This window comes from Sediminicola arcticus, assembly GCF_040566695.1.
GTDB classification, from domain to species: domain Bacteria; phylum Bacteroidota; class Bacteroidia; order Flavobacteriales; family Flavobacteriaceae; genus Sediminicola; species Sediminicola arcticus.
On sequence record NZ_JBEXAE010000001.1, the window covers coordinates 461,172 to 477,204 of the forward strand.

At 39.5% G+C, this 16,033-nt stretch carries 16 protein-coding genes; 10 read left to right on the forward strand and 6 right to left on the reverse strand.

What is annotated here, in order from left to right; genetic code table 11:
• Window positions 1-414 precede the first annotated feature (414 nt).
• Window positions 415-2,103, reverse strand: coding sequence for a single-stranded-DNA-specific exonuclease RecJ (gene recJ / locus ABXZ36_RS02060; RefSeq protein WP_354613799.1), 1,689 nt, complete (start codon window positions 2,101-2,103; stop codon window positions 415-417).
• A 77-nt stretch (window positions 2,104-2,180) separates the two neighbouring features.
• Entirely contained in the window at window positions 2,181-2,603 is a 423-nt protein-coding gene (locus tag ABXZ36_RS02065) for an OsmC family protein (RefSeq protein WP_354613800.1), read from the reverse strand.
• Between the two features lie 56 nt (window positions 2,604-2,659).
• Here ABXZ36_RS02065 and ABXZ36_RS02070 point away from each other — a divergent pair, with 56 nt between their 5' ends.
• Together ABXZ36_RS02070 and ade are read left to right on the forward strand one after the other, a co-directional pair.
• Window positions 2,660-3,250, forward strand: coding sequence for a carboxymuconolactone decarboxylase family protein (locus ABXZ36_RS02070; protein ID WP_354613801.1), 591 nt, complete (start codon window positions 2,660-2,662; stop codon window positions 3,248-3,250).
• A complete protein-coding gene (gene ade / locus ABXZ36_RS02075; RefSeq protein WP_354613802.1) occupies window positions 3,251-4,873 on the forward strand; it encodes an adenine deaminase in 1,623 nt (540 codons plus the stop codon).
• 147 nt (window positions 4,874-5,020) lie between these two features.
• On the opposite strand, the gene rsmI is transcribed toward ade, so the two are convergent.
• Window positions 5,021-5,692, reverse strand: coding sequence for a 16S rRNA (cytidine(1402)-2'-O)-methyltransferase (rsmI, locus tag ABXZ36_RS02080; RefSeq protein ID WP_354613803.1), 672 nt, complete (start codon window positions 5,690-5,692; stop codon window positions 5,021-5,023).
• Window positions 5,693-5,776: 84 nt separating this feature from the next.
• Window positions 5,777-6,460, reverse strand: a complete 684-nt coding sequence (locus tag ABXZ36_RS02085; protein WP_354613805.1) for a DUF8457 domain-containing protein — start codon at window positions 6,458-6,460, stop codon at window positions 5,777-5,779.
• Between the two features lie 184 nt (window positions 6,461-6,644).
• Here ABXZ36_RS02085 and ABXZ36_RS02090 point away from each other — a divergent pair, with 184 nt between their 5' ends.
• From ABXZ36_RS02090 to arfB, 8 genes are all read left to right on the forward strand, one after another.
• Complete coding sequence (locus tag ABXZ36_RS02090; RefSeq protein WP_354613806.1) at window positions 6,645-7,292, forward strand: thymidine kinase; 648 nt, start codon at window positions 6,645-6,647, stop codon at window positions 7,290-7,292.
• A complete protein-coding gene (gene alr / locus ABXZ36_RS02095; protein ID WP_354613807.1) occupies window positions 7,285-8,394 on the forward strand; it encodes an alanine racemase in 1,110 nt (369 codons plus the stop codon). Before ABXZ36_RS02090 ends, alr begins: the two co-directional genes overlap by 8 nt.
• A 72-nt stretch (window positions 8,395-8,466) precedes the next feature.
• The gene (gene mscL / locus ABXZ36_RS02100; protein WP_354613808.1) at window positions 8,467-8,889 is read left to right on the forward strand and encodes a large conductance mechanosensitive channel protein MscL; all 423 of its coding nucleotides are present in this window, start codon (window positions 8,467-8,469) and stop codon (window positions 8,887-8,889) included.
• 146 nt (window positions 8,890-9,035) lie between these two features.
• The gene (locus ABXZ36_RS02105; RefSeq protein WP_354613809.1) at window positions 9,036-9,575 is read left to right on the forward strand and encodes a GNAT family N-acetyltransferase; all 540 of its coding nucleotides are present in this window, start codon (window positions 9,036-9,038) and stop codon (window positions 9,573-9,575) included.
• A 94-nt stretch (window positions 9,576-9,669) separates the two neighbouring features.
• Window positions 9,670-10,659, forward strand: coding sequence for an aspartate-semialdehyde dehydrogenase (locus tag ABXZ36_RS02110; protein ID WP_354613810.1), 990 nt, complete (start codon window positions 9,670-9,672; stop codon window positions 10,657-10,659).
• Between the two features lie 104 nt (window positions 10,660-10,763).
• Entirely contained in the window at window positions 10,764-12,920 is a 2,157-nt protein-coding gene (locus tag ABXZ36_RS02115; protein WP_354613811.1) for a prolyl oligopeptidase family serine peptidase, read from the forward strand.
• A 96-nt stretch (window positions 12,921-13,016) separates the two neighbouring features.
• Window positions 13,017-13,991, forward strand: coding sequence for an ABC transporter ATP-binding protein (locus ABXZ36_RS02120; protein WP_354613812.1), 975 nt, complete (start codon window positions 13,017-13,019; stop codon window positions 13,989-13,991).
• Window positions 13,992-13,994: 3 nt separating this feature from the next.
• Entirely contained in the window at window positions 13,995-14,399 is a 405-nt protein-coding gene (arfB, locus tag ABXZ36_RS02125) for an alternative ribosome rescue aminoacyl-tRNA hydrolase ArfB (RefSeq protein WP_354613813.1), read from the forward strand.
• A gap of 5 nt (window positions 14,400-14,404) precedes the next feature.
• Here arfB and ABXZ36_RS02130 read toward each other — a convergent pair whose 3' ends face one another.
• Entirely contained in the window at window positions 14,405-14,863 is a 459-nt protein-coding gene (locus ABXZ36_RS02130; RefSeq protein ID WP_354613814.1) for a 3-oxoacyl-ACP synthase, read from the reverse strand.
• A 9-nt stretch (window positions 14,864-14,872) separates the two neighbouring features.
• Window positions 14,873-15,985 (reverse strand): NAD(P)/FAD-dependent oxidoreductase, encoded by a 1,113-nt coding sequence (locus tag ABXZ36_RS02135; RefSeq protein WP_354613815.1) that lies wholly within the window; start codon window positions 15,983-15,985, stop codon window positions 14,873-14,875.
• Window positions 15,986-16,033: the final 48 nt, after the last annotated feature.

Here is a 16,033-nt window from a genome sequence, read left to right on the forward strand (position 1 = left end):
CAAATATTGGCTGAAATGGCTTCTTCTTTTTGACAGTAAAGAATAATTTCATCTCCGAATGAATTGGAATATAGCATGTGTCGATACTTTATCTCCCTGAAAGTGTTATAATTATATTAAACCTTATTTAGATTCATTAAAAACAACTTATCTTTATATAAGTTTATTTAAACCACATAATTGAAACACTCTAGGGTGTTGTTTAGGGGATTTTCTCACTTAAAAAGTAATTATTCCTATAAGCGTAATCTTCGACATTGGAATAATTAAAAAATGTGTTGGTTTAAGTTTGAGTTAGTTTAGTTTTAGGACCTGGACAGAAGTGTCTGGGTCCGTTTTTTTTAAAAATATTCTATTTTTTTAATAACTTTCAATTATCAACTTTTTATTATTGATAATTATGATGACATTTTTCTAGCGTAGGTCCCTAAGCTTCAATTGTAAGCTCACATTGCCCTGCCACTCATTTTCATCTAAGGAATATACTGCACTAAAGGATTGTTGATTGGCAACTAAGTGTAATTTCTCCCCTAAACTAAAACCTATACCCCCAATAGCACCATTACCATATTGGGATGCAGTTAGTTTAAGGTGTTTTTCATCCTGTCCTACCCCTTTTGCATATCCAGTATCCTTTAAATGATCTGTCATGAATACGGGTGCTAAATTCTCTGGTCCAAATGGAGCAAATTGTTTCAATATCCGCATCAATTTAGGGGAAATATCTACCAGATCAATTTGGGAATCTATCACTATTTCTGGCGTTAGTAAGTTAACGTCTATGGTCTCTGAAACCACTTTTTCGAACTTTGCTTTAAAGGCAGAGTATTGTTCTTCCAAAAGGGTAAGTCCGGCTGCGTATTTATGTCCTCCGAACTGTTCAATACAATCTGCACAATCTTCTAGCGCATTATACACATCAAATCCCTTAACGGATCGTGCCGAAGCGGCCAATTTGTCGCCGCTTTTTGTAAATACCAAGGTTGGTCTATAATAGGTTTCCGTAAGTCTGGAAGCCACAATACCAATGACCCCCTTATGCCAAGTATCCTTATAAACTACAGAAGTATATCTTTCTTCCTCCTTATTTTGTTGGATCTGCAACAAGGCCTCTTGGGTAATTTCCTGATCCAATTCCCGTCTATCCGCATTAAATTTCTCTATCCCGGCAGCCAATTTTTCTGCTTGGAACAAATCTGTTTCCTTCAATAAATTAACCGCGTGTTGCCCATGTTCCATCCTTCCAGCTGCATTGATACGAGGGGCGATGATAAAGACCACATCGGTAATAGTAAATTCCTGTTTTTTTGTTTGTTGCATAATAGCCCTAAAACCAGCTCTAGGACTAGAATTAATGACCTGCATACCAAAATAAGCCAGCACTCGGTTCTCTCCTGTAATAGGAACTATATCTGCCCCTATAGCCGTGGCCACAAGATCTAAAAAAGGAATAACGTCTTCAATGGTTTCCCCTTTCCTAGATCCTAGAGCCTGAATCAACTTAAATCCTACCCCGCAACCGCAAAGTTCATCGTAAGGGTAATTGCAGTCATTGCGTTTAGGGTCTAAAACTGCAATGGCATTAGGTAATATATCTCCTGGCCGGTGGTGGTCACAGATGATAAAATCAATGCCCTTTTCTTTGGCATAAGCTACTTTATCCACGGCCTTGATCCCACAATCCAAGGCAATGATTAACGTAAACCCATTATCCTCCGCAAAATCAATCCCTGCATATGAAACGCCATAACCTTCTCCGTACCTATCAGGAATATAGGTAGCAACGTTGGGATAGTACTGCAATAAATAAGAAGATATTAAGGCAACCGAAGTTGTCCCATCCACATCATAATCTCCATACACCAAGATGTTTTCACCTTCTGAAATAGCCTCTTCAATCCGCTGCACTGCCAAATCCATATCCTTCATTAAAAAAGGGTCGTGCAGTTGGGACAACTCAGGTCTGAAAAATAATTTTGCTGCTTCAAAAGAAGCTATACCACGCTGTAACAATAAAAATGCTACCAACGGATCTACTTTAAGTTCATTGGCAAGCGCCATCACTTTATATTCTTCTGGTTTTGGTTTTAGCGTCCATCGCATAGCATTGGTATAGGTTAAAAGGTTTTCCCAATAAATGAATTAGGTCCTAAATAGGCTGCTATTAGTACTAACAGCGCCTATTTATGGTGAAAAATAGTCTTGACCTCAAGTTCAGCAAACTTTCTGAACATCTCCATTACACCACAATATTTCTCAATGGATAAATCAATGGCCCTTTGTAGTTTATGTTCCAATAGATTACTGCCATGAAAATGGTATTCTAGGGTCACCTTATCATAGAATTTTGGATCCTCCTCGGTGAGGTTGGCGATGGTCTCCATATGGAATTCATCAACCTCTAATTTCATTTTCTTTATCATAGAGGCAACATCTAATCCGGAACATCCTGCCAACGCCGTTAACATAAGTGCTTTAGGTCTGTATCCGTTTCCTTCCCCACCATTCTCTGGTCCTGCATCTATACGAAGATTCAATCCTGATGGATTGGTGCTTTCAAAGGCCATATTACCGAGCCATTTGGTAGAAATATGATTTGTCATGATCTTAATTTTTTTGTTACTTGTAGTGTTCAAAAATACAACATAAATATACAAATATGCCATTAGTCACGCCCTTAGACCCATCCCATGATAACGAAACCGAAGAACTTGCAAAGTTCTTTAACGAGACGCTTGGGTTCTGCCCAAATTCGGTGTTGACAATGCAACACAGACCTGCTATATCAAAGGCATTTATCAATTTGAACAAGGCCGTTATGGCCAACGAAGGAAGGGTTACTTCTGCCTTAAAAAGAATGATTGCATGGGTCAGTAGCAACGCTACTGGATGCAGGTATTGCCAAGCACATGCCATTAGGGCTGCAGAGCGTTATGGTGCAGAACAGGAGCAATTGGACCATATTTGGGAATATCGCACCCACCCCTCATTTTCTGAAGCTGAGAGGGCCGCATTAGATTTTTCATTGTTGGCCTCACAAGTGCCTAATGCAGTGGACGAAATAATTAAAGAGCGTTTATACACTTATTGGAACGAGGGTGAAATTGTTGAAATGTTAGGGGTTATCTCCCTTTTCGGGTACCTCAATAGATGGAACGATTCCATGGGTACCACTATTGAAAAAGGTGCCGTGGAAAGTGGTGAGCACTATTTAGGAAAACACGGTTGGGAAAAAGGGAAACACATTTAGATGAAAAAAATTCTAGGCCAATTCGTATCTATTGAAGAGAGAAGTATATTTCCCGCAGAGGTTACTATAAAAAACGGTAAAATCTTATCCGTTCAAAAAAAAGAGCACAATCATAAAAACTACATCCTTCCTGGCTTTATAGATGCCCATATACATATAGAGAGTTCTATGTTAGTGCCTTCAGAGTTTGCAAGGATAGCTGTACTTCATGGTACAGTCGCCACAGTGTCCGACCCCCATGAAATTGCCAATGTATTGGGAGCTGAAGGGGTTCATTTTATGGTTGCCAACGGGAATAAATCCCATTTAAAGTTTCATTTCGGAGCCCCGTCATGTGTGCCTGCGACCTCTTTTGAAACAGCGGGCGCCACGATAGATTCAGATGGGATAAAGGAGCTTTTAGCCTCCCCTGACATCTATTATTTAGCCGAAATGATGAATTATCCAGGGGTGTTATTCAATGATACGGAAGTTTTAAAGAAAATTGCTTGGGCTAAACACTACAACAAACCCGTAGACGGTCATGCCCCAGGATTACATGGCGAAGAAGCCCAGAAATATTATGTAGCAGGCATTACTACGGACCATGAATGTTTTACCATGGAGGAAGCGCAAGAAAAATTGGAATTGGGAATGAAGGTGATCATTAGAGAGGGAAGTGCTGCCAAAAATTTTGAAGCCCTTATCCCCTTACTCCCTAAGCATTTTGAACAAATGATGTTTTGCTCGGATGACAAACACCCCGATGATTTGATTTTGGGTCATATAAACCAACTTTGTGCACGAGCCGTCGCCAAGGGAATCGATGTTTTTAAAGTGCTACAAGCAGCTTGCATCAACCCTGCCAAACACTACAAAATGGATGTAGGCCTTCTTAAAGAAGGTGACGCAGCAGATTTTATTGTTGTGGAAGACCTAAAGAATTTTAAGGTAGTTGAGACCTATATCAATGGGGAACTAGTTGCAGAAAACGGTAACTCAAAAATAGCGGCTATTCCTTTTGAGACGCCAAACAATTTTAAGGTACATCCGAAAAAAGAAGAAGACTTTTTCCTCCAGGCCATTGGGGATCATATCCGTGTCATAGAAGCTTTGGATGGGGAACTTATCACCAGAGAAATCCAGGCAGAAAATCTAGTTCAAAATGGCAACTTGGAGTCTAACACGGCCTCCGATATCTTAAAAATAGCCGTAGTAAACCGGTATAGCAACAAACCTCCCGCTATTGGGTTTATCAAAAATTTTGGTCTAAAAAAAGGGGCTCTCGCTAGTTCAGTAGCCCATGATTCCCATAATATTATTGTTGTGGGCACTACCGATGAGGAGATATGTAAGGCCGTAAACCTCATTATAAAAAACCGAGGTGGTATCTGCGCTATTGGACCCGGTGTTCAAAAGAGTCTAGCCCTTCCAGTAGCTGGAATTATGAGCGATATGGACGGTTGGGAAACGGGAAGATTGTACCAGGAAATAGATGCTCTGTCCAAAAAATTGGGCTGTACCTTAAAGGCGCCCTTCATGACTTTATCTTTTATGGCCCTACTTGTAATTCCCGACCTCAAATTATCGGACAAGGGATTGTTTAGTGGTAGCAAATTTAAATTTGTAGATCTACAGATTTAATAGAATAATGCAAAATATAAATTTACAACCCATAGAATGCTTATTAAACAAAGAAAGATAAGCAGAACACAAAAGGTGGTAGTTGGGTGGGTATCGCCAAATTTTTATTTAACATTCGTTGAACATATTCCTTTTAAAACACTGTAACTAATTTTTCCCTCCTACCACAATCACAATCTCTCCCTTTGGGGGCTTGATGGTATAGTGAGCTAAAACATCAGTTACTGTTCCCCTAACGGTTTCTTCGTACATTTTTGTAAGCTCCCTAGAAACTGAAACGGGCCTTTCCGATCCAAAATATTCCACAAAATTGGTCAGTGTCTTTATTAGTTTATGAGGTGACTCGTAAAATATGATGGTCCTTGTCTCTTCGGCCAATAACAATAGGCGGGTCTGTCTTCCTTTTTTCACTGGTAAAAAGCCCTCAAAGACAAATTTATCGTTAGGAAGACCACTGTTTACCAAGGCTGGAACAAAGGCTGTCGCCCCAGGAAGGCAATCTACTTCAATATCATTTTCCACACAGGCTCTAGTCAGTAGAAATCCTGGATCTGAAATTGCTGGCGTCCCTGCATCTGAAATAAGTGCCATGGTTTCTCCTGCTTGCATCCTTTTAACCAAGGCATCCACAGTTTTGTGCTCATTGTGCATGTGATGGCTCTGCATTGGAGTCCCTATGGAATAGTGATGCAGTAATTTACCACTGGTTCTAGTATCTTCTGCCAAAATTAGATCTACCTCCTTAAGGATTCTCAATGCTCTAAGCGTGATGTCTTCCAAATTGCCAATTGGCGTAGGAACAATATATAATTTTCCCATGTGATTGTGTAAAGGTTCAAAAATAGGCAGCCGAAAATTGTTAACCCAATTTTCGGCTGCGGTCTTTGATGATAGTCAATCTTTTTAAGAAAACCTCCGCTCTATCAATCCCATAAATCGAGCTGCATACTGCTCTTTACCTTCCCAATTGTTATAATCTGGTTTAACCATATTAATTATAAAGGCAATTGATCGCTCCTCTGATGCAATAGTATTTAATTGGGAAATCACCCGATTATAGTCTTCTGTACTATTGTTAAATAAATGCTTTACAAAAGCCAAACGATCATTAAGGTCTACTTTAATCTCTTTTGCAGCTTTCCCCTGTAATGGAGCTGTGAATTCTGGAATTGGCGTTTCTTTTTTTTGTGGTTCAAATAACTCTTGGTCGTTCTTAGCATAATTGGGCTGGGCCATAAACTCTGCCAAAACCTCATCTATCCCTTTCCCATTGGGCATCTCAGAAACCATGTCCTTAATAGTATCTATTCCCGGGATAATTATATCTTCTTGATGTGGGTTGCTTTCCGGAACTGCCGAATTCCCCTCCAGAACGGCTGTAGCCATTTTCTCAAATTTTTCGACCATAGCATTTTTGGAAGCGTCTACCTCTACATCAGACAACCTTTCGTCTATAAATTTAAGCACTGCCAATTTCTCATATAATCCCCTAGCAGCTTCGTACATATCGGAAATATTGTGCAGATCCCTAGAAGTAATAATATCTGTGGATATGCGAACCAATTCTTCTTTTAGTTTTCTTTTCATCTTTTTTTATTTTAATATCGGTGAACACCTCAATAATTCTTGGTTTATCTACCCTATTATAAACGATTTAACCCTTAGTTACAACTTTTTTTTCCTTCTAACTCCAAGGGTGCAATTTTTTAATAATTTTATGGTTCTTTAAAATAGAAACGAAAAACACATTACTTTCGTCTAAAATTACAAAATGTTTCTCGAAAATACTGTTAACCACAAAGAACAATTCGGCTGGATAGAAGTTATCTGCGGCTCCATGTTCTCAGGCAAGACCGAGGAACTGATTAGGAGACTTAAGAGAGCACAATTTGCGAAGCAAAAAGTGGAAATCTTTAAACCAATTGTGGATACACGATACCATGAGGATATGGTGGTATCCCATGATGCAAATGAAATTAGATCTACTCCAGTGCCTGCGGCAGCGAATATTCGACTTTTGGCAGATGGATGCGATGTTGTTGGCATAGATGAAGCCCAGTTTTTTGATGATGAAATTGTGTCGGTTTGTAATGATTTGGCCAACAGAGGCGTAAGAGTATTGGTCGCTGGATTGGATATGGACTTTAAGGGAAACCCTTTTGGACCCATGCCTGCCTTAATGGCGACCGCTGAATACGTGACCAAAGTACATGCCATCTGCACGAGAACAGGAAATTTAGCCAACTACAGTTTTAGAAAATCTACCAATGATAAATTAGTCCTACTTGGTGAAACGGATGAATACGAGCCCTTGAGCAGGGCGGCGTATTATAAGGCTATGCTAAAAGAAAGGGTGCGGAATATAGAAGTAAAAGAGGAAGAAGAAATTAAGCAGGATAAAAAAAGGTCGGATGCCTAAAGCTACAGAAACGGTCCTAGAAATAGACCTAAGTGCCCTAGAACACAATTACCAATATATAAGGTCCAAAATAAAACCTTCCACAAAATTTCTGGGTGTCGTTAAAGCCTTTGCTTACGGCAATGACTCAGTTAGGGTAGCGCAGAAGCTGGAAGATTTAGGGATTGATTATTTTGCCGTAGCATATGCCAAGGAAGGTGAAGTTTTGCGAGATGCAGGGATAAAATCGCCCATTCTAGTTTTGCATCCCATTCCTTCCGGTTTTGATACCATTATAGAACGATGTCTAGAGCCGAGTATCTATTCTGAACATATTTTGGATGCCTTTTTGGAAGCGGCCAAAAAGCACAGTCAGAAGGATTATCCCATTCATCTAAAATTCAATACTGGTCTAAACCGCTTGGGATTTAAAAAAGCAGAGGTTGCTAGGCTGATTGATAAATTGACCCTAAGAAAAGAGGTAAAGGTTGTCTCTATTTTCTCCCATTTAGCGGCTACAGAAGATAAGAATGAGCGAGAATTTACCTTGGGGCAGATCAACACGTTCAAAGAAATTGCCCTAGAAGTTGGAGAAAGACTGGGATACGAACCCAAACATCATATTTTGAATACCTCTGGGATTATCAATTATCCAGAGGCCCAATTTGATATGGTGCGCAGCGGTATTGGACTTTATGGCTATGGAAATGAGGCCATTATAGATGCAGAATTGCGACCAATTGCGACCTTAAAAACAATCATTTCACAGCTTCATATCTTGGAAGCCAATGAAAGTGTAGGGTATAACCGGGCCTTTAAGGTGGATTCAAGAAAAGTTACGGCTACCTTGCCTCTTGGACACGCAGATGGTATTGGCAGACCTTATGGCAATGGCAACGGACAAGTCTTTATCAATGGCAAAATGGCTCCTATTTTAGGCAACGTTTGCATGGACATGATTATGGTAGATGCCACTGGAATTGATTGTAAGGAAGGAGACGAGGTAATTGTTTTTGGACCACAGACCTCGGCAGAAAAAATGGCCAGTAGGGCTAATACCATTTCCTATGAATTGCTTACTGGAATCTCCCAACGTGTAAAACGAATTTTCTTGGATTCCTGATATTACTAAAATTTTGTGACTTTCTATATTTTGTTTACTTTGGTGTACAATCAACCCCTAAACTAAAAATAAATGGGCTTTTTTAAAGATTTTAAATCCTTTCTAATGAAAGGTGACATTGTCAGTTTGGCTACCGCTGTTGTTATTGGCGGTGCATTCAGTAAAATTGTCAACTCTGCGGTTAATGACATCCTTATGCCTGTAGTAGGTATAATTACCGGAGGAACCGATTTTACTCAAAAATTTATCGCCTTAGATGGCAATAGCTATGAAAGCTTAGCTATTGCCCAAGAAGCGGGAGCTGCCGTTATGACCTATGGAAATTTGGTCCAAGCCTTAATCAATTTTGTCATTGCAGGTTTCTTCATTTATCTTTTCCTCAAGGCCTATGAGAAAAGCAAAAAGAAAGAAGAGGCGGCAGAACCTGCTCCACCTAAAGGTCCAAGTCAGGAAGAACTTTTAACGGAAATTAGAGATTTGCTCGCAAAAAAATAATCACAATTTACCATCCAAATCCTTTCATGGATTATAGGGTGGACCGCTACACTACTGAAGTATAACCAAAGCCATCTAAAGCGTTTCGCTAACATTTTAGGTGGTTATTTTTTTAAATTCTATTTTTGCAACTTTCGCCATTATTTATGATTCAAGTTTCAAAAGAAATTTCCCTAAAGCCCATCTATCTGAAAGACCAAGGGTTATTATTGGAAGTGATTAGAAAAATATACCTGCCTGTGTACCGTCATTTATGGACGGACAATGGAGCGTTTTATTTTGAAAAAAATTATAGTGTCCCCAACCTGACTCAAGAGTTGGCCGAAGAGGGTTCCGATTACTATTTTATAGTATTTCGTACCCAATTTGTAGGAATTTTGCGAATCCAATTTGAAAAAGAATGTGTTGACTTTCCTGGCAAACCGGCCACTAAACTGCATAGAATTTATTTGGACCCTGAGGTCCATGGATTGGGAATTGGCCAACGCCTATTAGATTGGACCATAGAACAGAGTAAGGCTCGCCAAAGTTCCCTTTTATGGTTGGAAGCCATGGATACCCAAAAACAATCCCTCCAGTTTTATCAAAAAAATAATTTTCACATATCAGGTAGCTTCAAACTGGAAGTTCCCAATATCATTGAAAAATGGCAAGGTATGCACCGAATGTTTGTTGGATTGTTATAAATACCACTTTTTGTTATATTTTGATTATTCTTTTTCATAATAATTGCTCAATCTCATAGTTTAAGTACATTTGTCCCCATAAAATTCATTAACTATGAAAGTAGCTGTTGTTGGTGCCACAGGGATGGTAGGAGAAGTAATGCTAACCGTTTTAAAAGAACGCAAATTTCCCATATCCGAACTATTATTGGTAGCCTCCGAAAGATCTGTTGGCAAAAAATTAGCCTATAACGGACAAGAATACACGATCATAGGTTTAAGCGATGCAGTTGCTGCTAAACCAGATTTGGCTATATTTTCAGCAGGAGGAGACACCTCCTTAGAATGGGCTCCAAAATTTGCTGACGTTGGCACTACGGTCATTGACAATTCCTCAGCTTGGCGTATGGACCCGACCAAAAAATTGGTGGTTCCTGAAATAAATGCACATGAATTGACTAATGAAGATAAAATCATTGCCAATCCAAACTGTTCTACTATTCAGATGGTCATGGTTTTAGCCCCTTTGCATAAGAGGTACAAAATGAAAAGGATTGTTGTTTCTACCTACCAATCTGTTTCAGGAACAGGAATAAAAGCTGTTCAGCAATTGGAAAATGAAATAGCTGGTATTCAGGGTGAGATGGCATATCCTTATCCCATAGGCAGAAATGCCCTACCACATTGCGATGTATTCTTGGAAAACGGATACACCAAAGAAGAAATGAAATTGGCCAAGGAACCACAAAAAATATTTAACGATAGCTCTTTTGCTGTGACAGCAACTGCAGTAAGAATCCCTACCTCAGGTGGGCATTCAGAGTCTGTGAATGTGGAATTTGAAAATGATTTTGAACTATCGGAAGTTAGAAAAATACTGAGTAAAACCCCAGGAGTGGTCGTACAGGACAACACGGACACCAACACCTACCCCATGCCCATTTACGCCCATGGAAAGGACGATGTCTTTGTTGGCCGTATACGCAGGGATGAGACGCAACCCAATTCCTTGAATATGTGGATTGTGGCAGACAACCTAAGAAAGGGAGCTGCTACCAATGCCATTCAGATCGGGGAATATCTTATTGCAAACAAGCTACTCTAGTGGGCATCACAATCAAGAATTTATAAATAATGTTAAATAATTTTGGAATGATTTATTCCAAAAGCTTTTTATTGTTATTTTTAGCAGACCAAGCAATTAAAAAAATGAAAAAAACATTTATACTCCTGGCAACGGTAACGCTTCTTGTTGCCTGCAACACCACCCCTAAAAAAGAAAAGATTTCCGTGAATTACCCTGCCACTAAAAAAGTAGATACTGCCAACATTTATTTTGGCACAGAAGTTAAAGATCCTTACCGCTGGTTGGAAGATGATAGAAGTGCTGAAACAGAAGCATGGGTTAAGGCCCAGAATGAAACTACTTTTGGCTACTTGGAAAAAATACCTTTCCGCAACGATTTAAAAAATCGATTGGAACAGTTATGGAACTATGAAAAACTAGGATCCCCTTTTAATGAAGGAGAGTACACCTATTACTATAAAAATGATGGCTTACAAAACCAATATGTAGTATACCGCCAAAAAGGAAATGGGGAGGCCGAGATATTCTTAAATCCTAATACCTTTTCTGAGGATGGAACCACCTCTTTGGCAGGATTAAACTTTACCAAGGACGGCTCTTTAGCAGCTTATTCCATTTCTGAAGGTGGTAGTGATTGGCGTAAGGTCATCATCATGAATGCAGTATCCAAAGAAATAGTAGAAGATACCCTAGTCGATATTAAATTTAGCGGGGTCTCCTGGAAAGGGAACGATGGGTTTTACTATTCCAGTTATGACAAACCCAAGGGAAGTGAACTTTCCGCAAAAACAGATCAGCACAAGCTTTATTACCATAAACTGGGAACTCCTCAAAAAAGCGATGAACTTATTTATGGAGGTACCCAAGAAGAAAAGCACAGGTATATTAGCGGTAACGTAACAGAAGATCAACACTATTTGTTCATCTATCCAAGTACTTCAACTTCTGGGAATAAATTATTGATGAAGGACCTTACCAGGCCCGACAGCAAATTAATTACAGTCTTGGACAATACAGACACCGATAGTTATATAATGGAAAATGTAGGTTCTAAACTGTACATCATGACCAATATGAATGCACCCAACCAAAAAATTGTAACGGTGGATGCTGCAAACCCAATGCCCCAAAATTGGAAGGATTTTATCCCAGAAACAGAAAACGTTCTTAGCCCAAGCACAGGAGGGGGCTATTTCTTCGCGGATTATATGGTAGATGCCATTTCCAAAGTATACCAATACGACTATAACGGCAAAATGATCCGTGAAGTAAAACTTCCTGGAATGGGGAGTGCTAGTGGTTTTGGAGGCAAAAAAGAGGATAAAGAATTCTATTTTTCTTTCACCAATTATAATACTCCAGGATCATCTTATAAGTACAATGTGGAAACAGGGGAATATGTTCAATATTGGAAACCAGAAATCGACTTTAACCCAAACGATTATGAATCCAAGCAAGTGTTTTACAACTCTAAGGATGGAACCAAAGTACCCATGATCATTACCTACAAAAAGGGATTGGAACTCAATGGTAAAAACCCGACTATTTTATATGGCTATGGAGGATTTAATATTAGTCTAACCCCGTCTTTTAGTATCGTTAATGCCGTTTGGATGGAGCAAGGAGGCGTTTACGCAGTACCAAACCTTCGCGGAGGTGGGGAATATGGTAAAAAATGGCACGATGCCGGTATCAAGACCAAAAAACAAAATGTCTTTGATGATTTTATAGCTGCAGCAGAATATCTTATCGAGAACAAGTATACGTCTTCGGACTATCTGGCCATAAGCGGTGGTTCTAACGGTGGCTTATTGGTCGGGGCTACAATGACCCAACGCCCAGATCTTATGAAAGTAGCTTTACCAGCAGTAGGAGTTCTAGATATGTTGCGCTATCACACCTTCACAGCCGGTGCAGGATGGGCCTACGATTACGGTACTTCCGCAGATAACAAGGAAATGTTTGAATATCTTAAAAGTTATTCCCCGGTCCACAACGTAAAAAAAGGCACTTCATATCCAGCAACCTTGGTCACTACAGGAGATCACGATGATCGCGTAGTGCCAGCACACAGCTTCAAATTTGCCGCGGAATTACAGGAAAACCAAAGTGGAAATAACCCCACCTTAATCCGTATTGAAACGAACGCGGGCCATGGTGCAGGAACACCAGTGAGCAAAACCATAGAACAGTACGCAGACATTTATGGCTTTACCCTATACAATATGGGTTTTGAACAATTACCTAACCAAGCCGTATTAAAAAAGTTTAAAGACTAAGGATGTTTATCCTTAACAAAAAAAATCCGTTCCCCAAGGGAGCGGATTTTTTTATTACAATTTAATCATAACCCTTTTTTAGAGTAATTTTATACCATGCTAAATGTTAATTCTATTTCCTTTGGGTACACAGAAAAAGTGGTGTTAAAAGACCTCAACTTTACCGTTGGAAAAGGGGAACACCTTTCCATCATTGGAGAAAGTGGGTGTGGTAAGAGTACCCTATTAAAAATTGTTTACGGATTGCTCCAGCCCCATACTGGTGCCATATCATGGAATGACAAACAAGTTCTAGGGCCCGATTTTAATCTGGTTCCTGGAGAAAAATACATGAAATATCTATCACAGGATTTTGACTTAATGCCTTACACCACCGTAGAAGAGAACGTAAGCAAATATCTTTCTGTTTTTTATCCTGAAGAGTTAAAAGAGCGGACAGACCAACTTCTGGAAATGATAGAAATGGAAGAATTTGCCAAGACTAAAATTAAATCCTTGAGTGGCGGACAACAACAGCGTGTGGCATTGGCCCGTGTATTGGCTCAAGAACCGGAAGTATTATTGCTAGATGAGCCTTTTAGCCATATTGATCACTTTAGAACGAACAGTTTTAGAAAAAACCTTTTCACCTATTTAAAGCGCAAAGGAATCACTTGTTTGGTTGCCACGCATGACATGGAGGACGTTTTGCCTTACGCTGATCAGTTGATCGTACTGAAGGACCAAGAAATACTAGCTCATGATACCCCTAAGAACATATACCGACAACCAAAAAATATATATACAGCATCCCTCTTTGGGGAAGTCAACATAGTACCCATCCAATTGTTAAAACAATATGCCAAAATCAACAAATCCATTTTAATATATCCCCATGAATTTCAGATTTCGGATAAATCAGGATTACGGGTACGTGTAAAAAAATCTTTTTTTAAAGGAAGCCACTACCTCCTCGAAGGCCTAACTGATGACGGAGAAGTATTGTCCTTTACCTCAAAAGAAAGCTTAAAAGCAGAAACTAAGGTCTATCTAAATGTGGCTCTTGAAACTATTAACGCACGAATAGCCTAGCCATTGGAGAAAGAACGCATCGTACAGGAATTGGAATTTAAGGCGGTAAGAAGCAGTGGTGCGGGCGGGCAACACGTGAATAAAGTCTCCTCTAAAGTGGAGCTTTATTTTAATGTTACAGCCTCCAACGCCCTATCTGACAATGAAAAAGATCGGATCTATACCAAGATGGGAAGCCGACTCACTAAAGAAAATATACTGATATTACAGTCTGACGAGAGCCGTAGCCAACATAAAAACAAGGAACTGGTTATTCAGAAGTTTTTAGACCTCATTAGAACTTCCTTAACGGTAGCCAAAAAAAGAAGGAAAACTAAGCCTAAACGTTCGGCAGTAGAAAAGCGCTTAAAATCGAAGCTAAAAAAAGCTCAGAAGAAAACTTTAAGAGGCAAACCCAAATTGGAATAATGGGCCTAAATAATTTCCTTGATTAGGATTTCCTTCCCATTAAACACCATTATTTCATTTTCAGTTTTTCCCAATACTAACTTACCAATGGGAGTATTAGGTGAAATCGCATAATAAGCTTCCCCGTTTATAAATACTTCTCCCGCGCTAACAGCCAAATAATATCTACTTATATTGGTTATGACCAAACTGCCCAAAGAAGCCGTTTTTGATCGCCCTGTGAGAGGTACACGTTTGAAGAGTTCTTGGACTTTTTGAATCTCCGACAATTGGACCCCTAAGTTTTCACGCTCCAATTGTATCATAGCCCGACCTGTTTCATGTTTGTCTCCCGCACTACTCTTGGTCTCGGAGCCCAAGGCCTCTTGTATTTCCTGAATATTTTTTTGAATACGCCCTAACCTATTTTGAATATAGTCTTGGCAATGGTTATAAAGCTCTTGTTTTAGCGGATCTATTCCCATGTTGATTCCTTAAACGAGTTCTGCGAGTTCTTTGCCAATTAGACTTCCAATGGCAATTCCCATACCTCCCAGTCGTACTCCACAAGAAACATTTTCCGAGATTTGTTTGATAATGGGGCACTTTTGTGTTCCCATACCCATTATACCACTCCATCTTTGGTCCACCTCAAATGGGGTGTTGGGCAATATGATATGCTTCAGAATATCGTCCAATTTATTTTGTATCAATTCGGTCTGTTCTAAGGACGTGGTTTCCTCTCCTTTAAAATCCAAATTACGGCCTCCACCAAAAAGTATCCGGTCTTCTATATTCCTAAAATAATAATATCCTTCATCTAGATGAAAAGTCCCTAGGATCTTTAAATTTTCTATAGGTTTGGTTACAAGTACTTGTGCTCGGGCAGGCTGCACATCTTCATGTATCAATTGGGAGGCAAAGCCGTTGGTTGCAACCAACAACTTATCAGTCTTAAATTCGAACTGATCTGTCTTTACAGCTACATATCCCTGAGCATCTTCGAAAGCTTCAACTTGGATGGCATTTAAGATAACCACCCCAGCCTTTTGTACTTTCTGCAATAAGGCAGCTATCATCTTGCCCGTATCTATTTGTGATTCGAAAGTATTGGTAATGTATTGTTCTTGTATTCCCGTAAAATTAAAACTATTAGGATGAGCCTGAAACCCGTCATTTCCAAATACAGGAGCGAGCAATTGGTTTACCTTACCAATATTTTCTAAACAACTTTGATGTAATTCTGTGTGGGCCTCCATAAACACCTCATGCCCTCCATGATTCTGAAAATCCATGTTGACATCGCCAATATTCTGACGCAACAGTTGTACGCCATCCCATCGCTTTTTAACCAATTGCAAGACTTCATCCTCCGTATGTTGTTTTAGATCAGCCAATATCTCAGAGATACTTCCAAAGCAGGCAAACCCGGCATTCTTAGTACTTGCACCTTGGGGTAAAATCCCTTTTTCCAAAACCAATATCTTAGCGGAGGGAAAGCGTTTTTTAAGGTGTAATGCACAGTTAAGCCCTACAATTCCGCTACCAACAATGGTGAAATCTATATTGGATAACCATGTTTTATATTCCCAGTAACTTAATTTCACGTGAAGCTGTTTTTTTAATAGTGATAAAAATAAGGGATATCCATTTAG